The 26,086-nt window shown below is 64.4% G+C and carries 24 protein-coding genes and 1 tRNA gene; 15 read left to right on the top strand and 10 right to left on the bottom strand.

Annotated features, from left to right (window positions below; all coding sequences use genetic code 11):
- Window positions 1–199: 199 nt before the first annotated feature.
- Entirely contained in the window at window positions 200–1,783 is a 1,584-nt protein-coding gene (locus EV666_RS07565) for a hypothetical protein (protein ID WP_132005545.1), read from the top strand.
- A 239-nt stretch (window positions 1,784–2,022) separates the two neighbouring features.
- Complete coding sequence (locus EV666_RS07560; RefSeq protein ID WP_132005542.1) at window positions 2,023–2,322, top strand: hypothetical protein; 300 nt, start codon at window positions 2,023–2,025, stop codon at window positions 2,320–2,322.
- Window positions 2,323–2,492: 170 nt separating this feature from the next.
- Here the strand turns inward: EV666_RS07560 and EV666_RS07555 are convergent, their stop codons facing one another.
- The 3 genes from EV666_RS07555 to EV666_RS07545 form a co-directional block, all read right to left on the bottom strand.
- Window positions 2,493–4,241, bottom strand: coding sequence for an AsmA family protein (locus tag EV666_RS07555; protein WP_132005539.1), 1,749 nt, complete (start codon window positions 4,239–4,241; stop codon window positions 2,493–2,495).
- Window positions 4,242–4,405: 164 nt separating this feature from the next.
- Entirely contained in the window at window positions 4,406–5,416 is a 1,011-nt protein-coding gene (locus EV666_RS07550; protein WP_132005536.1) for an NADP-dependent oxidoreductase, read from the bottom strand.
- Window positions 5,417–5,739: 323 nt separating this feature from the next.
- On the bottom strand, window positions 5,740–6,912 hold the full coding sequence (locus EV666_RS07545; protein WP_132005533.1) for an acetyl-CoA C-acetyltransferase: 1,173 nt from the start codon (window positions 6,910–6,912) through the stop codon (window positions 5,740–5,742).
- Window positions 6,913–7,346: 434 nt separating this feature from the next.
- On the opposite strand from EV666_RS07545, the gene EV666_RS07540 reads away from it, so the two are divergent.
- Genes EV666_RS07540 through EV666_RS07525 form a run of 4 tightly spaced genes read left to right on the top strand, consistent with a single transcriptional unit; the run spans window position 7,347 to window position 11,211 of the window.
- The gene (locus tag EV666_RS07540) at window positions 7,347–8,669 is read left to right on the top strand and encodes an acyl-CoA dehydrogenase family protein (protein WP_132005530.1); all 1,323 of its coding nucleotides are present in this window, start codon (window positions 7,347–7,349) and stop codon (window positions 8,667–8,669) included.
- Between the two features lie 17 nt (window positions 8,670–8,686).
- A complete protein-coding gene (locus EV666_RS07535) occupies window positions 8,687–9,718 on the top strand; it encodes a phosphotransferase family protein (RefSeq protein ID WP_132005527.1) in 1,032 nt (343 codons plus the stop codon).
- 1 nt (window position 9,719) lies between these two features.
- On the top strand, window positions 9,720–10,070 hold the full coding sequence (locus EV666_RS07530) for a DUF6285 domain-containing protein (RefSeq protein ID WP_132005524.1): 351 nt from the start codon (window positions 9,720–9,722) through the stop codon (window positions 10,068–10,070).
- Between the two features lie 55 nt (window positions 10,071–10,125).
- Window positions 10,126–11,211, top strand: coding sequence for a CaiB/BaiF CoA transferase family protein (locus EV666_RS07525; protein WP_132005521.1), 1,086 nt, complete (start codon window positions 10,126–10,128; stop codon window positions 11,209–11,211).
- A 141-nt stretch (window positions 11,212–11,352) separates the two neighbouring features.
- Here EV666_RS07525 and EV666_RS07520 read toward each other — a convergent pair whose 3' ends face one another.
- The gene (locus tag EV666_RS07520; RefSeq protein ID WP_132005518.1) at window positions 11,353–11,847 is read right to left on the bottom strand and encodes an RrF2 family transcriptional regulator; all 495 of its coding nucleotides are present in this window, start codon (window positions 11,845–11,847) and stop codon (window positions 11,353–11,355) included.
- A gap of 129 nt (window positions 11,848–11,976) precedes the next feature.
- Between EV666_RS07520 and EV666_RS07515 the strand changes: the two genes are divergently transcribed.
- On the top strand, window positions 11,977–12,420 hold the full coding sequence (locus tag EV666_RS07515; RefSeq protein ID WP_132005515.1) for a carboxymuconolactone decarboxylase family protein: 444 nt from the start codon (window positions 11,977–11,979) through the stop codon (window positions 12,418–12,420).
- A gap of 84 nt (window positions 12,421–12,504) precedes the next feature.
- Here the strand turns inward: EV666_RS07515 and EV666_RS07510 are convergent, their stop codons facing one another.
- The 3 genes from EV666_RS07510 to EV666_RS07500 form a co-directional block, all read right to left on the bottom strand.
- Window positions 12,505–14,055 carry an acyl-CoA synthetase gene (locus tag EV666_RS07510; RefSeq protein ID WP_280990827.1) on the bottom strand — a complete coding sequence of 517 codons (1,551 nt, stop codon included), beginning with the start codon at window positions 14,053–14,055 and terminating at the stop codon, window positions 12,505–12,507.
- Window positions 14,056–14,323: 268 nt separating this feature from the next.
- Window positions 14,324–14,869, bottom strand: coding sequence for a flavin reductase family protein (locus tag EV666_RS07505; RefSeq protein WP_165909928.1), 546 nt, complete (start codon window positions 14,867–14,869; stop codon window positions 14,324–14,326).
- 19 nt (window positions 14,870–14,888) lie between these two features.
- Window positions 14,889–15,599, bottom strand: coding sequence for a fumarylacetoacetate hydrolase family protein (locus EV666_RS07500; RefSeq protein ID WP_132005505.1), 711 nt, complete (start codon window positions 15,597–15,599; stop codon window positions 14,889–14,891).
- A gap of 306 nt (window positions 15,600–15,905) precedes the next feature.
- Here EV666_RS07500 and EV666_RS07495 point away from each other — a divergent pair, with 306 nt between their 5' ends.
- The 5 genes from EV666_RS07495 (at window position 15,906) to EV666_RS07480 (ending at window position 19,421) form a co-directional block, all read left to right on the top strand.
- Entirely contained in the window at window positions 15,906–16,373 is a 468-nt protein-coding gene (locus tag EV666_RS07495) for a hypothetical protein (RefSeq protein ID WP_132005502.1), read from the top strand.
- A gap of 509 nt (window positions 16,374–16,882) precedes the next feature.
- Complete coding sequence (locus EV666_RS07490; RefSeq protein ID WP_245514284.1) at window positions 16,883–17,446, top strand: NUDIX hydrolase; 564 nt, start codon at window positions 16,883–16,885, stop codon at window positions 17,444–17,446.
- A gap of 144 nt (window positions 17,447–17,590) precedes the next feature.
- Complete coding sequence (locus EV666_RS18190; RefSeq protein WP_165909927.1) at window positions 17,591–17,758, top strand: hypothetical protein; 168 nt, start codon at window positions 17,591–17,593, stop codon at window positions 17,756–17,758.
- Between the two features lie 116 nt (window positions 17,759–17,874).
- Entirely contained in the window at window positions 17,875–19,107 is a 1,233-nt protein-coding gene (locus EV666_RS07485; protein ID WP_245514283.1) for an ABC transporter substrate-binding protein, read from the top strand.
- 224 nt (window positions 19,108–19,331) lie between these two features.
- Window positions 19,332–19,421, top strand: a tRNA-Ser gene (locus EV666_RS07480).
- Window positions 19,422–19,614: 193 nt separating this feature from the next.
- Here EV666_RS07480 and EV666_RS07475 read toward each other — a convergent pair.
- Window positions 19,615–20,535 carry a LysR family transcriptional regulator gene (locus EV666_RS07475; protein ID WP_245514282.1) on the bottom strand — a complete coding sequence of 307 codons (921 nt, stop codon included), beginning with the start codon at window positions 20,533–20,535 and terminating at the stop codon, window positions 19,615–19,617.
- Window positions 20,536–20,690: 155 nt separating this feature from the next.
- Here EV666_RS07475 and EV666_RS07470 point away from each other — a divergent pair, with 155 nt between their 5' ends.
- On the top strand, window positions 20,691–21,326 hold the full coding sequence (locus EV666_RS07470) for an SDR family oxidoreductase (protein ID WP_132005493.1): 636 nt from the start codon (window positions 20,691–20,693) through the stop codon (window positions 21,324–21,326).
- Between the two features lie 64 nt (window positions 21,327–21,390).
- The gene (locus tag EV666_RS07465) at window positions 21,391–22,317 is read left to right on the top strand and encodes an alpha/beta hydrolase (RefSeq protein WP_165909926.1); all 927 of its coding nucleotides are present in this window, start codon (window positions 21,391–21,393) and stop codon (window positions 22,315–22,317) included.
- Window positions 22,318–22,683: 366 nt separating this feature from the next.
- Here EV666_RS07465 and EV666_RS07460 read toward each other — a convergent pair whose 3' ends face one another.
- A complete protein-coding gene (locus tag EV666_RS07460; protein WP_132005487.1) occupies window positions 22,684–23,868 on the bottom strand; it encodes a CaiB/BaiF CoA transferase family protein in 1,185 nt (394 codons plus the stop codon).
- A 325-nt stretch (window positions 23,869–24,193) separates the two neighbouring features.
- Window positions 24,194–25,120 (bottom strand): DMT family transporter, encoded by a 927-nt coding sequence (locus EV666_RS07455; protein WP_132005484.1) that lies wholly within the window; start codon window positions 25,118–25,120, stop codon window positions 24,194–24,196.
- 157 nt (window positions 25,121–25,277) lie between these two features.
- On the opposite strand from EV666_RS07455, the gene EV666_RS07450 reads away from it, so the two are divergent.
- Complete coding sequence (locus EV666_RS07450; protein ID WP_245514281.1) at window positions 25,278–25,988, top strand: AraC family transcriptional regulator; 711 nt, start codon at window positions 25,278–25,280, stop codon at window positions 25,986–25,988.
- Window positions 25,989–26,086: the final 98 nt, after the last annotated feature.

The raw sequence follows: 26,086 nt of genomic DNA, 5'->3' as shown, positions 1-26,086 counted from the left end.
GTGCGTGCGGCATTAGATATATAAAGTATACACATTTTTTCTGATAATCATCAAAAGTATTTTTAATGAATACCCCAAGAATAATACTTGAAAAAATCAGCTATTCTTTTGATACTTTCATCGTCGCGCAGCAGCGTAGACGACGAGGTGAGCGATGTTCAACTTTCGGACGAGCGGCTGGCGCCGACATGCGGACCGGGTGAACGAAGCGACGGTCCCATTCCCGGAGACGGATTCCGGCGCAGGGGATGACGCCAAGGCGGTCGCGGCGACCCACGAGGCGGCGGGACGCGCCCAGGAGGTCATCCGGGCCCAGCTTGCTGATCTGTCCCAGCGGCATCTGGTTCTCCGTCAGGCTGGGGAGACCCTTGAGGGGCTTGAGCGCTCCGTTGTGCAGTTGTTGTCCGACCACCAGCGGGTGCGGTTGGCGTCCGAGGCGACGCATGGAGAGCTTGAAGCGGAGCGGGAGCAACACACGCGTTTGCGGCAGGAATTCGCAAGGCTGCAGGAAGAGGCGCACGGCCATAAACAGGCCCGGCTACAGCTGGAAACCTCCCTGGATAACCTGCAGCATAATGTTCAGGGGCTGGGCGGCGAACTGGCCGAGGCCAAACGCGAGCACGCCGCATTGCAGGGGGAAGCCGGGCAATTGCGCGGCGACCTTGCCGACGCCTTGGCCAGGGCCAGCGACGCAGAAGACAAGGTCGCCTTCTACCGGGACAAGTTTGAAGAGCGGCAGTCACAGATCAGCGCGCTGGATGCGTCTCTCAAGAAAGAACTGCAGCAGAACGCCGTGTTGAGCGAGGAGGTCCGGGCGCTACAGGAAAGTCTGGAGAACCTGAACCGGACCCTGGCGCGCCGGGACCGGGAACACGCGGCGGCGCAACTGGCGCTGGAACAGGCGGCTGAGCGGCGCAAGGAGCTGGAAAACGCTCTGACCGAGGCCGAGCGAAAACACAAATCGGCTGAAGAAGAGCTGCGCGAGGCGCTGGAAACCACCCGGGCAACCTCAGGCTCGACCACCAACCGGCTGGAAGCCATGGCCTCGCGTTTGCAGGTCACCGAAAATCTGCTTGCCCAGGCGCGGGAGGAAATCGGGACCCGAACCGAGGAGCATTCAGCCGCCCAACGCCAGGTGCTGCAGGTTACCCTGGAGAAAACTTCACTTGAAAAACGCGTCGAAGACACGCGCCGCGAACGGGACCGCGCCGACAGGCTGGCGCGCGAAACCAGCGAGATCAACGCGCGTCTTGCCGAAAGAAGCCATGCCCTGGTTGCAAGTCTGAAAACCCGGGAGCGTGAGCACGAGGTCGCCAAGCAGAAGCTGATATCGCTGACCGAGGAACTGTCCCACCTGAAGGAAACGATGCGTGTCTCCGAACAGCAGTTCCAGTCCCATGTCGCGGAACTGAACGCCCAGGTGGCGCACGAGCGCAGCAGCAGGCAGATGGCCGATGGCTCGCTGGAGGCGGCGCGCAGCACCATCGACAATCTCCGGCAGGAGATCGCGCGGATGCGCCCTGGCGGCGTCCCGGATGCCGGCGCGCATGAGGCGCGCGACGAGCAGGCCAGGCTGCCTGTGGCGGCGCGGATCATTACCCGCGATGAGCTGGACCTGGCGGAAGATGGCCCTGATCTGGCGGTTGATGCGGATCTGGCGGCCGGGGTGGGCGACGAGAAGGCCGGCCGGGCAGCGGACAACGGCGGCGCATCCCGCCGCAATGGCGCCCGAACCCCCATGGTGGTGGTGCAGGCCGAAGACACCGAGCGCTTTCACAGCTAAGGCGGACGCCGGTTCCGCAGACCTGTAACAGGCGCTAGAGGCGCCTGACGAAGGATTCCCGGCCTTTCCCAGGAAGGAATATGGACGCCCGTTATCGGGGCGGCGCCCGACGTCACGCGATGCGGTCAGGGCTCCGGTCGCGTTGAACGGCGTTTTTTCCTCTCCGGCGCCAATGGCGCCGCGCCCCCCCGCCAGATTGCCTGAAACATGCTTTAGCAATAGCAAGGAGGAGCGTTGTCTTGTGGCCATCGTTTGAAAGCCCCCTGCACCTGATCCGCCATCTGAGCGTTTTGCAGAGTCACACAATCCGGATTGGGGCCAATGGGTCCGAGCCCGCCAATGTGCGCCCGCTCTCGATGTTTTTGCGGTTATTCGCCACGCAGGATTGCACGATCTGCCTGGAGAACGTTAACGGCGTCCGCCAGGAAATCGAGGTTGGAGCGCGGCAGGCATGGTTTGTTCCTGCCGATGGCATCTCCCATGTCCATGCCGCCCCAGGAAAAAACTCCGGACGTCTTTACGTCAACGAGTTCGGCTAGCGTTGCGTTCTGGCTGCGCTGCAGGCTCTTCCAATATTCCAAACCGGGGCGACGTTTCGGCATGCGGCCGCATGCGATGACCTGAAGGCCGCTGGTAACGGCGCGGAGGCCGCGCGATCCCGTTGTGGGGGCTGACGCCACGCAATCGACGGCAGGGTTACCACCATGGTTCAGGGAGAACGGGGTTCCGCGCTGTCGGCGGCTGGGAGGCGGGGCGTAATGATGGGCGCCTGCCATGGGCCCGAAAGCTGAAACCGGGCGGCTTGCTTCGCGGCTTCGGGGCCCGCGCCAGTCGTCAGGTCGCCATCCAGCGCCAGAACGCCGTCCGCGTCCATGCTGCCGGCGAGGCGCAGGTTGCCGGCGGCTCCCTGGATCAGCGCCTCGTCAATCATGACGTGGCCGCCGGTCAGCGACCAGTTGGCGCGGAGGCTGGAGAATCTGGTTTTGCCGCGCATTTTGGCCAGTTCCACGGGGCCGTTCTTCTGGCTCGCCAGGTCAGTGAGGCTGATCCCGGACAATTCGCCTTCCCCCATCTGCGCATGGCCGCGCCCGTCCAGGCGCAGGCGCAGTTCCGCCATTGTCGCGCCGCGCGTTTCCAGCGTAAAGGCGCCGGACAGGTTGCCGCTGATGCGCTCTGATCCGCTAAGCCAGGTGGATAGCTGGCTGGCGGCGAGGCTGTCGCCAGAAGCCTGGGCGCGTATTTCCACGCCATTGCTGCTGGCGGGAATGATGGTCATCCGCCCTTTCACGCGGCCGCCAAGCGTTTCCGCCATGCCCAGAACAGCTTCCAGCCTGCCATTGCGCAACAGCAGGCTGGCGGCGGCGTTGCTGACGGTGGGGGCGTCGGGGAGTTGCAGGCGCCCAGCCGAGACTCTCAGATCGATATCCCAGGCGCGCCAGCGTTCTGGCGAGGTCATGACGGCGCCCAGTTGCCGCGCCAGCCCCGGCGCCTGGCTCAGGTCGAGATCGTCCGTCGCCAGCGTGCCGCCGAGGCTCCATCCATTTTCCACGCCACGCAGGCTGAGGGCGCCCTCAAGCACGCTGTCGTTGATGTCGACCGTGGCCGAGGTGAGCGCCATGCCCCGCGCCGTCAGGCTACAGGTCGCGTCGATCGCGAGGGCTGTCGCCACCCCGGTCAGGGGCAAACGCAGGTCTAACCACTCGTCCATCCGGGAGATGCTGGCCGCGGTGAGTCTGGTCTTGCCGTCGAAACGGCGACCGCCGTCCGTGAGCGCGCCGCGCAGGTCAATATTGAGCGGCTCGCTGGCGAGCCGGACGGTCAGGTCGGTGTCGCCGCCGCCAGCGATGGCGCGCGGCGTGAGGCCTCCGAGGCTGAACTGGACGGGCTGGCCGCTGAAGATAGCATTGCCGGACAATGAGAGGGCGGCGTCCGGCGATGACCAGGCAAGCGTGGCGTTGATGTTCCCGGCCAGCGGGCGTTCTCCGCCCGCATCCGTGACCGTTCCGCCGATCACCGTCAGGCGATTGAGATGGGGTGCTCCGCTGCTGGCGCGCCGGTAAATGCCGGCGAACTGGGCCAGCAGACCGCTCCATATGCGTTCGCCGGAAATCCGCGCATCACCTGCGCGCGCCACGGGATCAACCAGGGCCGCATCCGCAAGCACGAAGCGGCCTGAGAGCAGAGGCGCGAGTTGCAACTGGCCGCGCAACTGCCGGGCCACGACCTGTGTGGCCCCATCCGCCGTCGACAGGACGATATCGTCAAATTTGATTCGCGGGGCGGGAAGCACGGCGAGCGTGACAGCGCCCCTGACCTCCAGCCTCAGGCCGGTGAGCGCATTGACATATTTGCTGATCTGCCGCGTGGCGTGGTCGTCGGCAAGTGTCCACGGCGCCATGCCGACGCCAATGGCCGCCAGGCCGACGGCTGCCAGAATCAGAACGCTGCGTCGGCGCATGAGCCTTCCCGGAACATTTCTCCTCCGACGTGGATACCACGTTCCTGAGGAAAAATGCGTCAACCCGATGACCGGCCAAAATTTATGGCCGCGCCGACCGGCGTTTTACCCCATATCCCCGAAGTTCAGGGGGCGGCCGGCTGGCGCGACCGATCTCCGTGGACTCAGGTTATCACCCGCACCATACGCTTGCCGCGATTCTCGCCAGCCAGCAGCCCGATGAGGGCGGCCGGCAGATTCTCGAGGCCATCTATGATGTCCTCCTGAACCTTGAGCTGGCCCGAGGTCGCCCAGGCGCGCAGGTCGGCGAGGGCGGTGGACGCCTCGTCCTGGAAATCGTGGACGATAAAGCCTTCCATGCGCAGGCGCCGGACAACGATCAGGCCGGGAACGCCGCGCACGCCGCGCGGCGTGGCCGTATCATACTGGGAAACCGCGCCACAGCAGACGATGCGGCCGCGCTCGTTCATGCGGAACAGCATGGCTTCCAGCACGTCGCCGCCGACATTGTCGAAGTACACGTCGACGCCGTCTGGCGTCGCGGCCTTCAGGGCTTTGTGGAAATCGCCGGCCTTGTAGTCGACCGCCGCATCAAAGCCGAGCTCACGCACCAGCCAGTCGCACTTCTCCGCCCCGCCAGCCACGCCAACGACCCGGCATCCCTTGATCTTCGCGATCTGGCCGACGAGCGAGCCCACCGAGCCAGCGGCGGCGGAGACGACGACCGTTTCACCGGCCTTCGCCTGACCCACCTTGAGGAGGCCGAAATAAGCGGTGAGGCCGGGGGTGGTGTAGAGGCTGATGAGGTGGCTGAGCGGCTCCGCCCGCTCCAGCCTGGTCAGGCCGACGGCCGGAACGGCGGCATATTCCTGCCAGCCGGCATCGGCAAAGACCAGGTCGCCGGGTTTGAAGCCGTCGGCGCGCGATTCGATCACCTCGGCGAGGGCGCCGCCGGCCATGACCGCGCCAGCGCCCAATTCGGAGCGATAGGTGGCCGCCTGCATCCACGCGCGATTGGCGGCGTCGAGCGAAACGAGCAGCACGCGCAGCAGCGCCTCGCCGTTTTCGGGGCTGGGAACCTGGCCATCGACCAGCCTGAAGTGATGAGGCGCCAGCTTTCCGGATGGCTTCTCGAGCAAGAGAATCTGGCGATTGACGGCCGGCGTTGGCGACATGACTGGCTTCCTCCCGTTTTATTGGTTGCCATTGGCGGGGCGGAATGGCCGCAGGTCAAGCGCGGCGCGCGGGCGGCCGGCGGGAGATTTGAATGGCTGTTAGTTTTTGTTGAAAAAAATCAATAAATTACAACTGGTCGTTGAGATTGCTTGTCAATGTTGAGAATTCATCTAACCAGCATGGAGCCTGTATCTCCGGGACAGTCTGCCGCCAATCTCGCGTGCTGATCGAATGGTTGATGAATTGTCCGCAAGATGTTGATAAAAATAAAGGACGCCGGATATATCCGGCGTCCCGCATCATCCGTCAGGGATGGATGAGATCAGAGGCGTTCGACGATGGTGACGTTGGCGAGGCCGCCGCCTTCACACATGGTCTGCAGGCCGTAGCGCTTGCCACGGGCCTGAAGGGCATGCAGCAGCGTGGTCATCAGCTTGGCGCCGGAGCCGCCGAGCGGGTGGCCGAGGGCGATGGCGCCGCCGTTGACGTTCAGGCGCTCCGGGTCGGCGCCCAGTTCCTTCAGCCACGCCATCGGCACCGACGCGAAGGCCTCGTTCACTTCGTACAGGTCGATGTCGTTGATCGACATGCCGGCCTTCTTCAGGGCGACGCGGGTCGCCTCGATCGGAGCCTCGAGCATGATCACCGGATCGCCGCCAACCACGGTGAGGTGGTGCACGCGGGCGATCGGGGTCAGGTTGTGCTCCTTGAGCGCCTTCTCGTTGACGACCAGCAGGGCGGCCGAGCCGTCGCAGATCTGGCTGGAGGTGGCGGCGGTGATGCGACCGCCTTCCTGGAGCAGCTTCACACCCTTCACGCCTTCCAGCGTGACGTCGTAGCGGATGCCCTCGTCGATGTCGTGCATGACCTTCGAACCGTCATCGAGGGTGACCTCGACCGGAACGATCTCTTTCTTGAAGGCGCCTTCCCTGGCGGCGCGGATCGCCTTGAGCTGCGAGTTATAGCCAAACTCGTCCATGGCGTCCTTGCTAAGACCGTGCTTGACGGCGATGGCTTCGGCGCCAGCGAACTGGCTGAACTGCACGCCCGGATAACGGGCTTCCATGCGGGGGCTCTTGTAGATGCCGAAGCCGTTCTTCATCGGCAGGATAGCCGGCAGGCCCATCGGCACGCGCGACATCGATTCGACGCCGCCGGCGATGACCATGTCCTGGGTGCCGGACATCACCGCCTGGGCGGCGAAGTGCAGGGCCTGCTGCGAAGAGCCGCACTGACGGTCAACCGACGTGGCCGGAACGCTCTCGGGAAGGCGCGAGGCCGAAACGGTGTTGCGGGCGACGTTGGTGGCCTGCTCGCCGGCCTGGCCGACGCAGCCCCAGATCACGTCGTCAACGCGGCTCGGATCGATGCCGGTGCGGTCGAGCAGGGCGTTGATGACCTCGGAGCCCAGGTCAACCGGGTGCCAGTCCTTGAGGCGGCCGGCCTTGCGACCGCCGGCCACGCGCGCCGCTGCAACGATATAAGCTTCTGCCATTTTCTCACTCCCACGGACCAGTCAGGCCCTTGATCTGCGCCATACGGCCGACGCCGCTGGGTCAGGATTTGTTGCCGCGCGGGCCGCACGTCAAGCGCCCCTGGGGGCGGCCTCATGCGGCCAGCCCCCGCATGGGGCGGGCGAAAGCACGCCGGAAGCGCACAACAGCGCGGGCGGACTGTTCACAGCCGCCGCCCGGCGTTCACGCTTCCTTGCATATACACACTTGAAATTCTAACGATCGTTTGGTCAATGTTGTCAAGCTCCGCCGGCATCGTCCTTCGGCCAGGGCAAAAAAAGCGACGGCGGCTTCCTGGCGCAGCGCCTTTCATGGCGCCGGGGCAAGAGGCCAGTCTGTGGCCATATGAGCGCCCGTTTGGGCGCATGGGAGGAGGGCAGCGCAACGATTGCGCCGTCTCAGGAGGAAAAAGGGTATGGATTTCAATATTCCGGCCGATATCAAGGCGTATCTGGGCGTGCTCGACAAGTTCATCGAGGACGAGATCAAGCCGATCGAAAACGCTGATGACAACATCCGCTTCTTCGATCACCGCCGCGAGTACTCCCGCACGGATTTCGAAAACAAGGGCCTGCCGCGCAAGGAGTGGGAAGAGCTGCTGACCCGCGTCAAGCGCCTGGCGGACAAGGCGGGTCATTTCCGTTACGCCCTGCCGAAGGAGTTCGGCGGTCAGGACGGCACCAATCTGGGCATGGCGATCATCCGCGAGCACTTCGCCTCCAAGGGGCTTGGCCTGCACAACGACCTGCAGAATGAGCATTCGATCGTCGGCAACCAGCCGATCGTGCTGATCCTGCGCGACTTTGGCACCGAGGCGCAGAAGCAGGCCTTCATTCCCAAGCTGCTCGACGGCACGATGCGCATCACCTTCGGCCTGACCGACCGCCATCACGGCTCGGACGCCACGCACATGGAGACGCACGCGGTTCCCGAAACCCGCGACGGCGTTCCGGGCTGGCGCATCGATGGCGAAAAGATGTGGATTACCGGCATGCATGTGGCCACCCACTGCATGATGTTCGCCCGTAGCCACGGCAAGGATGGCGACGCGTCCGGCATCACCGCATTCCTCGTTCCGGCCAATGATCCGGGCATCACCATCGACGAATACATGTGGACGTTCAACATGCCGACGGATCATCCGCGCATGACGATCCGCAACGTCTGGGTGCCGGAAACCGCCATTCTCGGCCCGATGGGCGGGGGTCTCGCCCTGGCGCAGCACTTCGTGCACGAGAACCGTATCCGCCAGGCGGCTTCGTCGCTCGGCGCTGCGGTGTACTGCATCAATGAGAGCGTCAAATACGCCCGCCAGCGCCAGCCGTTCGGCGAAGCGCTCGCCGTCAACCAGGCCATCCAGTTCCCGCTGGTGGAGCTGGCCACCCAGGCCGAGGGCCTGCGCCAGCTGATCCGCAAGACCGCCTGGGAAATGGACCAGATGCCGAAGCCGGAAGTTGCCAAGGTGCTCTCGGACAAGGTCTCCATGTGCAACTACTGGGCGAACCGTCTGTGCTGTGAAGCGGCGGACCGCGCCATGCAGGTGCATGGTGGCCTGGGCTACTCGCGCCACAAGCCGTTCGAGCACATCTACCGTCACCACCGCCGCTACCGCATCACCGAGGGCTCGGAGGAGATCCAGATGCGCAAGGTGGCTGGATACCTGTTCGGCTACATGGGCCCGAAGAAGGCCGAGTACAGCGCTATCGAGGCGGAAGCCCGTCGCCCGACCAACAAATAAGCGGGTAGCTGCGTCTCATGACTTCCAACGCGCCTTTTTCGCAGGCGGAACTTGCTGAGCGGCTTGGGCGCGTTGTCGCCCGCCGCATTGGCGGGACCGGTGAAATCCTCGAGTTGCGTCGCCTGACCGGCGGCGCAACCAAACAGACCTGGGCGTTCTCGTCCGTCATCGATGGCGGCAGACGCGACTATATCCTGCAAATGGTCGGCGAATTGCCGTCCGTGGACAGCGACCACCCGCGCGCCGGCATGCCGCGCGTCGCGGGTCGCGATGAAACCCTGCTGATGCTGGCGGGGATGTCGGCAGGCGTGCCAACCCCGCCGGTGCGCGTCGCCTTCGACGCCAGCGATGGGCTGGGCGCGGGCCACATCACCGATTTCGTGCCCGGCGAAACCATCGCCCGCAAGCTGCTGCGCGAGCCGGAATACGCGGAGCTGCGCCGCAAGTTCGCGTATCAGTGCGGCGAGGCGGTTGGCAAACTGCACCGCATCGATCCGGCCAGCCTGCCGTTCCTCGCGCCATTTGGCGCGGAGGTGCAGGTCGCCAAATACAAGAAGATTTATCACGGCTTCGGCTATGCCATCCCGGCGCTGGACGTCGCTTTCGCCTGGGCCGAGGCCAACCTGCCGCGCGGCGTGCCCAATTCGGTGGTGCACGGCGACTTCCGCATGGGCAATATCATCTGCGGCCCGGAAGGCATCCGCGCGGTGCTCGACTGGGAGCTGGCCTGCATTGGCGATCCCATCGCCGACCTTGGCTGGCTGTGCACCAACACCTGGCGTTTCGGCGGCAAGCAGCCGGTGGGCGGCGTGGGAACGCGCGAGGACCTGGTGGCCGGTTATGAAGCCGCCAGCGGCCGCAAGGTCGACCCCGCCCATCTGGAGTTCTGGGAAGCCTGGGGCTCGGTGAAATGGGCGGTGATGTGCCTGCTCAAGGGGCAGGCGCACAAGCGCGACGCTTCCGAGCGTACGGTCGAGGCGTTCGCCATTGGCCGGCGCATGGAAGAGCCGCTGTATGATTTCTACCAGTATCTGACACGGAGGGGCTGAGATGCCGTCCAGTCTGCCGCAATCCTCCGATCTGGTGGCTGTCGTGCGCGAGTTTCTCGAGCGTGACATCCTGCCCGAATCCACTGGCGCGCGCTGGTTCAACGTCCGCGTCGCCGCGAATGTGCTGGCGATGGTCGAGCGCGAACTGCTGCGCGGCAAGGACCTGGACGCCGCCGAGGCGGAGCGCCTGAAACAGTTCGTCTCCGGCGACAGCCGCGAGGCGATGGAACTGGCGCTGTCGGACGCCATCCGTGAAGGAACGCTGGACTGGCGCACCGAAGGCCTGGCCCAGCACCTGCTTGAGACGTGCGAAGGCGCGCTCCAGATCAACAATCCGAAGTGGCTCCGCTGACGCTGGCCAGATCTGGCGCGGCTCCGCGACCAGGCAAATACCTCAGGAGAACAGCATGACGACTGAAGCAACCGGCCCGCTCAAGGGTGTCCGCATCGTTGAGTTCGCCGGCATTGGTCCGGGCCCTTTCGCCGCCGGCATGTTCGGCGACATGGGCGCCGACGTGATCCGTCTTGATCGCGTGGGCTCGAAGTTCACCGCCCAGAAGTTCAGCGCCCGCGGCCGGCGCGTCGTCGACGTCGACCTGAAGGACGCCGACAGCATCGAGGGCGTGCTGAAGCTGCTGGACAGCGCCGATGCGCTGATCGAGGGCTTCCGCCCGGGCGTGATGGAGCGCCTCGGCCTCGGCCCGGACGTGGTGCTGGCCCGCAATCCAAAGCTGGTCTACGGCCGCATGACCGGCTGGGGGCAGGAAGGCCCGCTGGCCCTGGCCGCCGGCCATGACATCAACTACATCTCGATCACCGGCGCCCTGGCCGCCATCGGCCCGAAGGACGGCCGCCCGGCGGCTCCGCTCAACCTGGTCGGCGACTTCGGCGGCGGCGCCCTGTATCTGGTGGTCGGCGTGCTCGCAGCCGTCATTAACGCCCGCGCCACCGGCAAGGGCCAGGTGGTCGACACCGCCATGTGCGACGGCGCCGTGTCGCTGATGAGCATGTTCTACGAATTCCGCGCCCAGAAGATGTGGAAGGAAGAGCGCGAATCCAACTTCCTCGACGGCGGCGCGCCTTTCTACGGAACCTACGAAACCAGCGATGGCCAGTACGTCTCCATCGGTTCGATCGAGCCGCAGTTCTATGCGCTGCTGCGCGAGAAGGCTGGGCTGACCGATCCGGCGTTCGACGCCCAGCACGACCAGTCGAAGTGGCCGGAACTGAAGGCGAAGATCGCCGCGGTGTTCAGGACCAAAACCCGCGACGAGTGGAACGCCATCATGGAAGGCACCGACATCTGCTACGGCCCGGTGCTGACCATGTCGGAAGCGATCGAGCATCCGCACCTCAAGGCGCGCAAGACCTTCGTCGAGGTGGACGGCGTCGTGCAGCCGGCCCCGGCGCCGCGCTTCTCGGCCACTCCGTCCAACGTCCGTCCGGTGGGTTCGGCGAAGCTCGCCGACGTCGTCGCTGAATGGAAGAAGTGATCTGACGCCTGGAGCGCGCGGCGTTCCGGCATTTGGTGAGCAGCAGCCCCGGCGAAGCCTTCGCTGGGGCTTTTGCGTCTCTGGCTAGGGCGTCGCGCAGCGCAGGCTGCAGCCTGGCGACGCCAGCCCGATCCTGACACCCTACCGTTTAACAGCGTCCACATAAGCGGCGAGGGCGCGTTTCGTCGTGTCATCGATCATCGGCGCGGCGTCGCGGGCGAGATCGGCGAGGGTCTGGCCGCGCAGGGAGTCACGCCACAATTTTTCCGCCTGGAGCATGCGCACCCGGATCAGGCAGCTTTTTCTGAAGGCGCAGGGATCCTTGCTGGCGACTGGCCCGCACTGGCGGATTTCCTTGCACACAAACGCGGGGCCGGGGCCATCAATAGCCTCGACAATGTCCAGCATGGTGACGTCGGCGGCTTTACGGGCGAGGCGATAGCCGCCGCGCGGGCCGGAGGTCGCTTCGGTGACGCCGGCGGCGGTCAGGGCGCGCAGGTGTTTGAGCAAATAGCTCTCCGACAGGTCGTACAGTGCGGCGAGATCCCGCCCGGGGATCACCACGCCATCCGGCAAGCCCGCCAGCACCAGCGCGCAGTGCATCGCCGCTTCAACCCCGTCTCCCAAACGTCGCACCAATCGGACTCCTCATGCTTGACAGCGGCATCATAGCCGGTTTGTATCGTGGATACAAAATATCGATGATTGGCGCGACAGGCGCCCGGCCAGCCGGCAAATACGCGGACACCCGAAAAGGAGCACATCATGCAGCAGCGGATGAATATCGCCACGGCGGCGCCGGCGCTCTACAAAGCCGTCTATGGGCTGGAAGTCGCGGTTCTGAACTCGGGATTCGACAAGGACCTGCTGCACCTGATCAAGATCAGGGCCTCGCAGATCAACGGCTGCGCCTATTGCGTCGACATGCACGTGAAGGAGGCGCTCGCCGCCGGCTTGCCGGACCGGAAGCTGCATCTGGTCGCCGTCTGGCGGGAAACGCCGCTGTTCGACGCCAGGGAGCGGGCGGCGCTGGAATGGACGGAAAGCGTTACCCTTGTCGCGCAGACCGGCGCGCCCGATGCGGTTTATGAAGCCGTGCGCGGCGTGTTTTCCGAGGAGGAGCTGGCGCGTCTGACAGTGGCGATCGGAACCATCAATGTCTGGAACCGGATCGCGGTGAGTTCGCGCCTGATCCATCCGGTGGATTGAGCCGGGCCCGCAAACGCAAAATGGCCGGGTTCGTCCCGGCCATTCCATATCCGCATTCAATTGCCGCGAAGGCGTCGTTGGCCCTCAGTCGGCCATGGTCACGCGCAGTTCGCGCTTCAGCAGCTTGCCGGCGGTGTTGCGGGGCAGGTTGTCGACGAAGACCACGCGCTTCGGCACTTTGAACGGGGCCAGTTTCTCACGGGCGTGGGCGATCAGCGCCTGCTCGTCGCCGGCGTGACCGTCACGCAGCACCACCACCGCCGTCACCGCCTCGATCCATTTGGGATCAGGCAGGCCGATCACCGCCACTTCCGAGACGCTGGGGTGGGTGAACAGCACTTCCTCGACCTCGCGGCTCGCCACCATGGAGCCGCCGGACTTGATGATGTCCTTCACGCGGTCGACGACGTAGAGATAGCCTTCCTCGTCCAGCACGCCGATGTCGCCGGAATGGAACCAGCCGCCGGCGAAGGCTTCCGCCGTCTCTTCCGGCTTGTCCCAATAGCCGAGCAGCAACTGCGGCGAGCGGTGAACGATCTCCCCCTGAACGCCAGGCGGGACGTCATTCATGTTCTCATCGACGACGCGGGTCTGAACGTTCAGCACCGGCCGGCCGGCGGAGGCCGGGCGGGCGTCATGCTCTTCCGGCCGCAGCACGGTCGCCAGCGGGCCGATCTCGCTCTGGCCATAACAATTGAAGGCGCGGGCCCCGTTGAGGCGCGCGCGCAGCTCCTGCAGCACCGGCACCGGCATGATCGATGCGCCGTAGTAGACGTTCCTGAGCTGGCCGAGATCGCGGGTGGCGAAGTCCGGGTGGCGCAGCAGGCTGATCCAGACGGTCGGCGGCGCGAAGAAAGAAGTGATGCGATGGCGCTCGATCAGCTCCAGCACCTGCTCGGGAACCGGTGATTCAATCAGCACGGTGAAGGCCCCGAGCATCAGCGCCGGCACGGTGAAGCAGTGCATCTGGGCCGTGTGATACAGGGGCAGGGCGGCGAGCCAGCGGTCGCCGCGCGACAGTTCCAGGTCGTTGATGCAGCTTACGTATTCATACATCTGGGCGCGATGGGTCATCATCGCGCCCTTGGGCATGGCGGTGGTGCCGGACGTGTAGGTGATCTGCGCCAGGTCGTTTTCGTCCTGCTCGACGTCCACCGGATCAATCACCGTGTCGCTGGTCGCCAGGGCCAGCACGTCGATATCGCCGCCATCGGCGAATGTGCCGACGAAATCGAGGCCGGGCCGGCCGCGCATCTTTTCGGCATTGCTGGCCAGGAAGCTGTCATAGACCAGCGCGCGGGCGCCGGACTGGCCAACGATATAGGCAAGTTCGGTCTCGGTGAGCGCATAGTTGATCGGCACGTGCACCACGCCGGCGCGGGCGCAGGCCAGGAACAGGATGAGATAGGCGTCGGAGTTGCGGCCATAGGCGCCAACACGCTCGCCGCGTTTCAGGCCAAGCGCCAGCAGGCGGGCGGCGACCCGGTCGATGGCCTGATCCAGGCCACGGAAGCTCCATGACCTGTCGGAGAAACCGAGCGCGGGCGCGTCGCCCATGCGCAGGGCGGAGCGGCGAATGGCGTCTGAAATGGTGTTGCGACGCGCGCGCGCGCCAGAAGTCGTGTCGACGCTCAAGGGTAACCTCCCGGGCGGTGTCATGTCGTTGCGCGCTGGCCGCCGTTATGGTCATGCCAGCCGCGCATGAACTCTGGAAGCAGAGGTTGTACTCCGGCGTCGCCACCAACGCCATATGGGGACATGGCGCAGGGCGGGCGGCTCCGGCTCCGGGCCTTTTCGGTGAACGCCGGCCCGCAAAAAGCGCTCCAGCTCTCCGGTTTGGCGCTTTTGCCTGCTGTGCGCGCGTCCGCTCGTGAAAAATGGGCGCCACTTTCCCCGCGATGCGTCAGGCGGGCCGCCCGAACGCGCCGTCGAGATAGAGCAGGGGCAAGCCGGCTCCGGCGGCGCTGGCCGCCAGCACACGCCCGGTGATGATCGAATGGGTTCCCGCTGTAACCACCATATCCACGGCGCATTGCGCCCAGGCCTGGGCGCCTTCCAGCACCAGCGCTGGCGCCGGCTGACCATCGATCTGCGGGCGGAACCAGTTGCCGGCGGCGAAGCGGCTGTGACCGGCGCCGCGACGGGCGAATGCCTCCGCGATATCCTGCTGGGCGGCGTCGAGGACGTTCAGGCAGAATCCGTCGCCATGGGTCAGCGGATCATGCAGCGACGCGGCGGTGTTGATGACCACCAGCACCATCGGCGGATCGAGCGAAACGGAACTGAAGGCTGTGACGGTCATGCCGTGGTCCACGCCGTCCCGCCGCGTGGTGACGACGGCGACGCTGCTGGCGACGCGCCGCATCGCCTGGCGCAACGCCTCCGCCGTCGGGTTGCCGGTTTCCTCGCCGGCGGCCGGTGAACCGGTGGGCTTCACAATGTTTGCCATGGCCGCCTGCATGGTCCTTTCAGGCGCCGGGCGCAATGGAAAAATCCAGCGGGGGCAGGTCGTCGATGCGCGCCGCGACGACATCGCCTGGCGACAGGGGACCGACGCCAGACGGCGTGCCGGTGAAGATGAGGTCGCCGGGCGCGAGACGCATGGCGGTGGAGATATTGGCGATGATCGCGGGAACCGGCCAGATCATGTCCGCCATGACCGCCGCCTGCCGCGACTGGCCATTGACCGTCAGGGAAATCCTGGCGTCCGGGGAAACATGACCGCCCGCGCTGACCGGGCGCAGTGGCCCGCAAGGCGCGGAGAAGTCGAAGGCCTTGCCCCACTCCCAGGGGCGGCCGGCCGACTTGGCGGCGTTCTGGAGATCGCGCCGGGTCAGGTCGACGCCCACGCCATAGCCGTAAACATGCGCCAGGGCGTCGTCGGGGGCGATATCAGCGCCAGGCGCGCCGATCGCCACCACCAGCTCCGCCTCATAATGCAGGTTGGAAGTGAGCGGCGGATAGGGAATGGCGCCCCCGTCCGTCACCGCGTCGGCGGGTTTCATGAAAAAGAACGGCGGCTCCCTGTCAGGATCGCCGCCCATTTCACGGGCGTGCTCGGCGTAATTGCGGCCGACACAGACAATGCGGCGCACCGGGAAGCGGGCGGATGTTCCGGCAACGGCAATGCTCGCCTGTGGCGATGGCGCGATAACAAACGGGGTCGTGGCTTCAGGCACTCGACGCCTCCCTGGGAATGAGAGTCTCCAGCCTCGGCCCGTTCGTATCCCCGTGGGCCGGGCGCCGCAACAGCAGGTTGCCAGGCCGCGCCCGTGAGCGGGTCTGAAACGGCGCCAGCCGTCCACCCGTGGCGCGGCCGCGCCAGCGCCGGTTGCCTTTGCCTTTGGACGGGCGCCATGGCTGCGGGGTGGGATTGTCACGGATCGGCGCGGAATATTGATGGCGGCCTGGCTTGCGCTATATTCAACGCAGTCATGTTGTTATCGCATTGGCCGGGACGTTTCTGGCCAGTCTGGAAAGGGGACATGCTGAGCGACACCGCCCTTCTTGTCACCGGCGCCGCCTTCGCCGCCATGCTCGGCGGCGTCTGGCTCCTGCGCCGCCGGACGCTGGTGGAGCCAACGGCGCCGGCGGCGCATGTCCGGCCCGTGAGCGCGGCGGCGACGCCCTCCATTTCATCGGCGTCGTCTCTCCTGGCCGGGGAAGCGGTGGGGCCTGACGCGTCGGCGCAGTCAAAAATTGAGGCGCTGGTTTTGAAGGCGGCGCTGGAAGACGCGCTGGAGCATCTGGCCGAGGTCTATGGGCCGGAATATCTTGATGCTTTCCACGCCAGACGCATGGGGCGCAATGTGGAGCCGTATCGCAAGCTTGTGGCCGCAGTGAATGACCCGGCCAGGGCAAGCCAGGGGCTGCGCCAGGCGCAGGAAGCGGAAGATGCGCTGAATGCGGTCATCAGGGCTGTTCGCAAGAGCCCCAGGATCATGCAGGCCTGAGAGCCTGATTGGATAATGCCGGACCGGATGGTCGGCGGGCTCTTCCGCGCTCCTCGCGATTGAAAATCCGGCGCCGGCGCCGCGTTGACAGCGCGCGCCGGGCAAACGCGACCTTTGACGCGTGCAGGCCTGGACCAGCCTGAATCTCGCGACATAATTCGGGGTCATGGCCCGCTGGGCGCGTCCGTAGTTGTCGCGGCGGTGTCGTCGCATCTTTACTTGAAATTTCTTGGAAATTCCCTACATTGGGGCTGATTATTTTGAAATTACGATTCGGCTTGCATCATGACTGGCGGCCACTGCATGGGTCGCGCCGCCGTCGTTACGGTCGGCTGTTCGCGCGGACTTTCTGTCGTTCCCCCGCTTCAAGTTTGTTGGTGAACGGCCACAGTTTGGGCTGGTATGTGTGAGATGGCGTCAGATCATCATGGGCCGGCGCTGGCTGAGCAGGAGCCTGCCCTGGGGTTGATGGAACGTCATTTGGGTCAGGCACAGGAAAGGAGGGGAGATTGAAGCGTACGGAAGGTTCTCAGGTCGCCGCTCTCCCTTATCGTCGCCTGGTGGACGGCTCGCTGCAAATCATGCTGATCACCTCCCGCGAGACGGGGCGCTGGGTCATTCCAAAGGGCTGGCCGATGAAGCGCCGCACCGCGTCGCAGGCGGCTGCCCAGGAGGCGTTTGAAGAAGCCGGCCTGCGCGGGCGCATTGGCGAACAGCCACTGGGCGCCTATGGCTACGTCAAACGGCGCAAGAACGGGCAATTGCAGCAGTGCACGGTGACGGTTTACCCCCTGCTGGTGCGCGGCCAGGAGGCCGACTGGCCGGAGCACGGGCAGCGGCAGTGTGTCTGGTATGCCCAGGACAATGCGGCGGCGCAGGTGGCGGAGCCTGAACTGGCCGAGATTATTGAAACGCTGGACGAGCGGCTGCTGGGCGCCCTCCCGCGTTCGCGGACCCGTGCGCAACTTCCCATCCTGGGGGGTGACGGCGGCTTGCGGAGCATCCGCGACGTGACGCCGCTGCGGTCTGGCAAGGACCCTGTCGCGGAAACCGCTGACATGGCCCAGGACTGACGGAGCGCCGTTGGCGCGTCGCCGCCAGTCTTGGGTATTCTGGTGGTGAATTTCAGGTAATGGACGGCCTGACGTCAGGTTATCTCCGGGAACCATCTGTTTGTTTCCTGTTTCCAGGCCGCCCCCACACCTGGCGCATGCGGAGTGGTTCGCGTCACGCGTTCACGCAGCGGGATGTTCTTGCTGGTGGCGACTGAATTTACTGATCTCCATACAAAAAATTTTGATGTGAACTATCGTTTTATTCAAGTCCGGCAGGCGTTTTTTGTCGTGGCGGTCTTTGCGGGCGGCGGAGGCGGCGATTTCCGTTGACTGGCCCCGGTTTGGCTGAAACGCGGAGCCGGATCCTGGGGGGCGTTTGCCTCTTGCTATAACCTGTAAAGGCCATGCTATGTTTGCCCCATAACGAACAAATGGGGAGAAACGTCTTGAAAATTGGCAAGCGGACCATTGTGGCCGGGCTGTGCATTGCTTCAGTATTGAGCATCGCCACCGCTTTCCCGGCTCTCGCCGAGAAGAAATATAGCCGTGGAGCCAGCGATACGGAAATCGTCGTTGGCAACTTTGTGCCCTATAGCGGTCCGGCTTCCGCCTATGGCGTTGTTGGCAAGACAGCGGCGGCTTACTTCAGGATGATTAACGAGCAGGGGGGCGTGAATGGCCGGAAGATCCGCTTCCTGAGCTACGACGACGCCTACAGTCCGCCAAAAGCGGTGGAGCAGACACGCAAGCTGGTGGAGAGTGACGGCATTCTGGCCCTGTTTGGCACCGTCGGCACGCCATCGAATACGGCGATCATGAAATACATGAACGCCAAAAAGACGCCGCATCTGCTGCTGGCTTCAGGCGGCACGCGGTTTGGCGATGATCCCGCCCAGTTCCCCTGGACCATGCCATTCAACGCGTCCTACAACTCGGAGGGGCGCGCCTACGCCAAACTGATCAAGACCCGCTATCCCAACGCGAAAATCGGCGTTCTGGTGCAGAACGACGATTATGGCAAGGATATCTACAAGGGCGTGAAGGATGGTCTCGGCGACAGGACGTCGATGATCGTGGCCGAGGCGCACTACGATCTGTCGGACGCGACCGTCGATTCCCAGATGGTGAAACTGAAGGCCTCGGGCGCCGATCTGTTTCTCAATCTCTCGACGCCAAAGTTCGCGGCCCAGGCCATGCGGAAACTGGGTGAAATGAAGTGGCGGCCGGTGCACATCCTCAACAATGTGGCGGCCCAGGTCGGCGCGGTGATCATCCCCGCCGGCATTGAGAACGCCCAGGGCGCCATCACGGCGACCTACATCAAGGATCCCACCGACCCGGCTTTCGTGAATGACGCTGACATGAAGGCGTTCAGGGCGTTCATGGCCAAATACATGCCGGAGGGCGATCTCAACAACTCGCTCTACGCCTATGGTTACGCCATCAGCAGCGCGCTTGTGCACCTGCTGAAGGAGGCTGGCGACAATCTCACCCACGAGAACGTCATGACGGTCGCAACCAGCATGAAGGGATACAAGGCGGACCTGCTGTACGAGGGCATTGCGATGACCACGTCGCCGACCGACCATTTCCCGGTCGAGGACCTGCAGATGATGGTTTTCAAGGGTGACCGCTGGGTCCCGGAAGGCGGGATTATCAACTCCCGGGACAACAGGTAAGCCATTTGCGCGCAGGGATGGCGCTCCGCCAGCCGGCGGGAGCGCCATCCCCGCGTCAACCGGGGGGGCGTTCAGCCGTGATAAGCCGGCCACGTTGTGAAAGACGCGCCGCGTGACGTGATTGAGGCTTGCCATTGGCCCCCGGCGACGGCAAAACACCCGCATGGGGCAGGCCGGCGCAACGCCGGCGCCCGCGTGCGGGACGTCGTTCTGACGCTCCTGATGGATGGGTGGCCGAGTGGTTTAAGGCAGCGGTCTTGAAAACCGCCGTGCGGGTAACCGTACCGTGAGTTCGAATCTCACCCCATCCGCCACACCGCCGATTGCCGCACAAATTGCCGGGCTATTTCTTTAATTATCAGATGGATAGCGCCTTTTGGGGCAGTGGCCTGTGGGCAAGGGGCTCGCGCCAGGCAGAATGGCCCACGGATGTGCGCGAAACATCGATTAAGATTTCTGTGGCCAGGTGTCGGCAATCCGCAAGGGCAATCACAATACAGCTTGCCGTCAGGCGATTGGGCGCTGACCTCCAGCGGTTGCCGCGCGTCGCTTTTCAGTCAGAAAATCGACCACGGCCCGGAGCTTCGGCGGCATCTGTTCGCGGGTGGCGAGGTAGAGATTGAATCCGTCGAAGGGCGGGCACCAGTCCTCCAGAACCCGGATCAGATTACCTGCCTCGATATGGCGGCGCACGGCGAAGTCCATGTGTATGGCGAGGCCGATGCCCTGCAGGGCGGCGTTCAACACCATGTCGTCATTGTTGACGACGAACGAGCCCTGCGGCTGGATGAGGAAGCTGTGTCCATCGTCCGGGTCGGTCAACTCCCATCCTGCAATGGTGCTGCTCATGCCATGGCGAAGGCCCAGGCAATTGTGCCTGTCAAGATCGGCCGGTTTGGCCGGTGCGGGATTGGCCGCGAAATAGGCCGGAGAGCCGACCACAGCCAGCGAGATGGGTGAGCAGAGCGGCACGGCGATCATGCCGTCTCCTACATCCTCGCGCAGCCTCACGCCGGCGTCGCAGCCTTCGCGGATGATATCGCCAAATTCGTCGTCAACGACGATTTCCAGCCGGATATCGGGATAGCGCCGGTGAAACTCCGCCAGATGCGGCAACAGAAGATGACTTGCCGCGATCCGTGAGCTGTTGATGCGCACTTCGCCCGTTGGCCGACGCCGCGCGTCCTGAAGCGCGCCGACGGCGTGGGCGATGGCCGCGAGGCCTGGATCGATCTGCGCCAACAGCACGCGCCCCTCCCCGGTCGCCGAGACGGAGCGGGTCGATCTGTTGAGCAGGCGGATATCGAGCTTTTCTTCCAGAGCGCGGATCGTCTGGGAGAGGGCCGAGGGCGTAATGCCGAGTTTCGCCGCCGCGCGGGTGAAATTGCCTTCGCGGGCCACTTCGGCAAAGGCGGCGATGGCGGGCAAAAGGTTTCGATCCACGAGCTACATCTTTAAGTCAGGCTTCATATTGAATGTAGATATGCCGGCATTCTCTCCCGCGTCCAGCTGTCTATTTAAATCAGGTGACAAGCGATGGTCTGTCTGCCCGGCGCGGCGGCAGCAAAGCGGGGGATAAATCGATGACCAAAACCCTGATCCTCGGCGCCAGCGGGCAGATCGCCCGGCATGTGGTCGATATGCTGGCTGAGCGCAATGACGCAGCAATGACCCTGTTCCTCCGCGACGCCAGGAAGCTGGGCCGCGATGTCCCTGCCAACGCCCGCGTCGTCGAAGGCGATGTGCACGACGCCGCCAGGCTGAAGGAGGCCATGGTCGGCCAGGATGTGGTTTACGCCAACCTTGCCGGCGACGTCGACGCCCAGGCGCAAGCCATCATTACCGCCATGAAAGATGCCGGCGTCCGCAAGCTGATCTTCTGCACGACGTTGGGCATTTATGACGAAGTTCCCGGCAGGTTCGGCGAATGGAACAACCGGGAAATCGGGGCATATCTTCCTCCCTATCGCAAGGCCGCCGACCTCATTGAAGCATCCGGGCTGGACTACGTCGTGCTGCGCCCGGCCTGGCTGACCGACGCCGACGAGATCGACTACGAGATCACCGGGCGCAATGAACCCTTCAAGGGCACCGAAGTCGCGCGCAAGAGCGTGGCGGCCCTGGTTGTCCAACTGATCGAAGCGCCAGGCGCGCTCGGCAACCGCAATATCGGCGTCAACAAGCCCGGCGCCGATGGCGACAAGCCTGCGTTCATGTGAATGCGGGGCCTCTTCGCGGGCCGGTAACAGCGCTCTTCTAACCCAAAAGCAGGAAGATCGGATTATGAAAACCGTCAAAATCCGCAATCACGACATGTATTGGGATATCGCCGCCGATATCCACTTCCCGCCGGACTTCGACACTTCGAAGAAATATCCGGCCATCATCAGCGCGCATCCGATCGGAAGCTGCAAGGACCAGACATCGGGCAATGTCTATGGCGTGGCGCTGGCGAAGGAAGGCTTCGTCGTCATCGCCTTTGACCGCAGCTTCCAGGGCGCCAGCGGCGGCGAGCCTCGCTCCATCGAAGATCCGACCCAGGCGGTCGAAGACTTCCGCCGCGTCGCCGACTATCTGGTGACGCTACCTTACGTCGATGAGGACCGCATCGGCGTGCTCGGCATCTGCGGCGGCGGCGGTTACGCGATCAACGCCGCGATGACCGAACGCCGCATCAAGGCGGTCGGCGCCGTCACAGGCGCGAACTATGGCCGCCTGATGCGCGGCAACTTCACAGCGCTCAACCCGATCGCCGCGCTGGAGGCCATGGCCAGGCAGCGCACGGCGGAAGCCCGCGGCGAGGCGGTCAAGGTCGATGACCTGCTGCCGCCGTCGCCGGAAGAGGCCAGGCGGCTCGGCGTCACCGACCGCGATACTCTTGAAGCGACCGAATATTACCGCACGCCGCGCGGCCAGAAGCCGAACGGGCTCAATCGCTCCGTGCCATCGCATCAGGCCGCGGCTGTCGGCTGGGACGCCTTCCATCTGGCGGAAGTGCTGTTGACGCAGCCGCTCTGCGTGATCGTCGGCGATCAGGTCGGCGCGTTCGGCGCCTATCGCGACGGCTGCGAGATCATCGAACGGGCGGTTTCGAAGAAGAAGGAACTGGTCGTCCTCGAAGGCTGGTCGCACTATGACCTCTACGACAAGCCGGAGCCGGTCGGACAGGCGCTGGCGAAGCTCGTTCCGTTCTACAAGGAAAACCTCTGACAATCAGCGGTCGCGGCCAGGCTGATTTGGGCCGCGACCGCTGTCAGCATGTTGCAGAAGGTTTCAGGCTTCATTTTGGAGAGCGATGGCGTAGGTGTCGTTGGCCGTTTCTTCGTCTTCGGCCCGCCAAAGGCATCCGGCAGACGTGGTGTGTGGGCCGCCGTGACGGCGGCGTCCTGTTTCTTGGCCGCAATCCGGGGATATCGCCGGATGGCGGCGGCGGGGCGGTGATTGCCGCGCGCCCCGGCGCCCGGGGGCAGAATCTGGCAGGGGCGCGGCGTCACGGGTGTCGTAAGGCTATCCTCAATTCACTGCCGTTGAGGCGGGCGTTGCATTGTCGCCCGCCATCGCCGGGTCAGGCGCGGCTCATTGATCGACGGGCCTTGCCTGGCGCGTCAGCCCGAGTTCCGCGGCGACTTCCGCGCTGTGCTGGCCGATTGTCGGCGCGGGCGTGGGCTCGGGGTAGTCAAAGCCCGAGAAGCGGACTGGGGGACGCACCTCTATGTAGGCCCCTTCGGTGGGATGGTCGCGCTGCTGGAACAGGCCGACGGCCTTCAGGTGCTGATCGTTGAGCACTTCATCGATCTGATTGCAGCGGAACGCCGGAACATTGGCCTGTTTGAGGATCGCCAGCCACTCCGCCGTCGTCTTTTCCGGCAAAATGGTTTCCGCCACCTCGTACATCTGCGTCATGTTCATGCGCCGCAGCGTCTTGTCGGCAAAGCGCTCTTCTTCCAGAACTTCCGGGTGGCCGGTCGCCTGAAAGAACCGGACCCAGCGGTCGTCGAGATAGGGCGCGATGGAAATATAGCCGTCGCTGGTGCGCATGGGCTGGCGCGCGGAGTCAAGCTGGCGCGTGTAGCCCCATTGGCCAGCGGGCGGGACAAAGCTGGCGTCACAAAGATGCTCAAGCAGATTGAAGCTGGTGATGGCTTCAAACATCGGCGCCTCGACAAACTGCCCGACGCCATCGCGATTTCGCATCATCAGCGCGGCGAGGGTGGCGTAGGCGGCGTGGAGGCCGGAAACCTTGTCGGCGAACAGGGTCGGCAGATAGCGCGGTTTGGGGTTGCCGTCCACGCGCGGCAGCAGCGACGCCGCGCCAGAGGCCGCCTGGATCACGTCGTCATAGGCCTGCAATCCGGCGTAGGGCCCATCGAGGCCAAACCCCGTGCAGTGGACATAGACGATGTCCGGGCGAATCTTCCGCACCTCGTCATAGCCAAGGCCCAACCGTTTGATGGCGTCCTCACGGATATTGTGAATGAAGACGTCGCTGGTTTCGAGCAGCCGGCGGATCGCCTGCTGGCCCCCGGCGGTTTTCATGTCCCAGGTCACCGAACGCTTGCCGCGATTGAGGCGCAGATGGACTGGCCCCATCATCGGGGTTACCCGCGATGAGCCGATATTGCGGGCGCTGTCGCCTTCCTCGGGTTCGATCTTGATGACGTCAGCCCCGAGATCAGCCAGCATTTGCGTGCAGTAGGGACCGAACACCACCGTCGACATGTCGGTTATCCGGACCCCGGCCAGAGGCGGCTTTCTGCTCATGCTTCACTCCCATATTATTGTATTGTTTTGTGTTTTATTGTGCGCGCCCGCACGGCCGCCTGGCCCGTTTGTCGCCGCTGGAGCCTGGATCATCCGCCAGGACAAAGACAGGGACGCGGAGGCCACGGCACACTGATCAGGTGTGGAGAAACGAATCCACCTGTTCCCGGAGCTTCTCCCTGTATTTTGAGATGACGGGACGTTGAGGTAAAGCGGCGCTGTTTCGCGTCAATGCATTGATGCATGAACACAGAGAAAAAACTCCGCCAGAACTGGCGGAGTTTTTGTCATGTCCTTCAATTTTTCTCGCGCTTTGGCTGGGCGGCTATGAACCGCTGGTTCTCAACGCGGCGTCCATCCCCCTGTAGCGCAGGGGGCGGGGAAACAGCCCGGCGCAGATCACGCCGGCAATGGCCGCGCCGCCGCCAATGACATGCCAGTAGCGCACCGGCTCTCCCAGCAGCGCCATCGCGCCCGCCGCCGTCAGCACCGGCAGGAGGTTCATGAAGGCCGCGCAACGGTTCGGTCCCAGAAGCTGCACGCCGCGAACCCAGAAGAACGGCAGAATGACCGACGCCAGGCCCCCGGCATAGACGATCAGCGGCAGGGTCTGGGCGTTCAGGGCGCGCCCGGCGGGCGGCGTCGCCAGAAAGGCCGGGAACATGATCACGAGGGCGCATAAAGCCTGCATGTAGGTGGATTGCCAGCCGCTGACCGGAAGGCTCCAGCGCTTCAGCAGCACGCCATAGAGGGCGTAAACCAGCGCCGCGAGCAGCATCAGCAGGTCTCCCAGACGCACGCCATTGTGGACCAGGGCCAGCGGATCGCCGCCGCTGACCAGATAGATCAGCCCCGCGAGCGCGAGAACACCGCCGCCCACCACGCCGACGGTGGGCGGCTCTTTCAGCAGCACGACGCTCAACCCCACGGTGAGCAATGGCGTCAGCGCCGTGAATATGGCCATGTTGGCGGCGGTGGTGGTTTCGGCGGCGAGATAGGACAGGGCCTGAAACAGGCACATGGCGAGGAAGCCGAGGATCGCGAACTGCCCGAGATGGGGCCAGATGACAGCGCGGTTCCGCCAGGCTGGCGCGGCGACGAGCGTGCTCATCAGAAGCACGGCCAGCAGCAGCCGGTAGAACGTGATCGCCTCCGGGCCTATGGCGTGCGCCGACATGCGCGACACAATGACGTTTCCCGACCAGAGCACGATGGCGATGAGCGGATAGAGAAAGGCGGTTCTGGTCTTCATGGCTGGCGTTCCGGTTGTGAAAGGAGACGCCAGTTATGGTTTTTCGGGCTGGTCTGTATCACTCTAACAAGACCGGAACTGTCGAGGATGGGACATGCTGGACCAGCTGATCCGCAAGCATCTGGATTTTCATGACACGGATCGCCCGATGGCGGGCATGGACATCGACTACCCGGATGGCGCCGAGACGGGATGGCACGCCCATCCGCGCGGACAGCTTCTCCACGCCGTCGAAGGCGTGATGATCGTTCGCTCTGCCGCCGGGCTCTGGGTTGTGCCGCCGAGCCGCGCGCTGTGGATCACCGCCGGGCTGGAGCACACTGTCAAAATGTCCGGTCATGTCCGCATACGCACCGTTTTCGTCGATGCGACCACCTTCGATCATTTGCCTGACCGGACTTGCGTGATGGCGGTGTCGTCGCTGTTGCGCGAGCTTGTCGTCGCGGCGGCGCGCGTGCCGCTCGATTATGCGGAGGACAGCCGGGACGGGCGTCTCATGCGCCTGCTGGCCGACGAGACGCGGGTGGCCGATGTATTGCCGCTGCATCTGCCCGAGCCGGGCGACGTGCGTCTGCGCCAGATATGCGACGCGATCATGCGGCGACCAGCCGATACGACAACTGTCGGGCAGTGGGCCAGCCGTCTGAACGTCACGGCCAAAACGGTGCACCGGCTGTTTGCGAGGGAAACTGGCATGACATTCGCGCAATGGCGCGAGCAGGCCCGGCTGCTGTTCGCGCTGCGGCGTCTGGCCCATGGCGAGCGGATCATCGATATCGCGTTCGATTGCGGCTACGCCAGCCAGAGCGCGTTCACGGCGATGTTCCGTCGCCATTTCGGGGCGCCGCCGTCATCGTTCTATCAATAGCCGCCGGGGCGGCGCTACTGCCAGGCGATGCGCCATGCCCCAAAGCGCCTCCCGGCCAGGACAGGGGCCTGATCCTGTCTGGCCGGATTCCGGGCTGG

The sequence above is a fragment of the Camelimonas lactis genome (genome assembly GCF_004342915.1).
GTDB lineage: Bacteria > Pseudomonadota > Alphaproteobacteria > Rhizobiales > Beijerinckiaceae > Camelimonas > Camelimonas lactis.
Note: the sequence above shows the minus strand (reverse complement) of the source record. Positions and strands in the feature narration are given on the sequence as shown.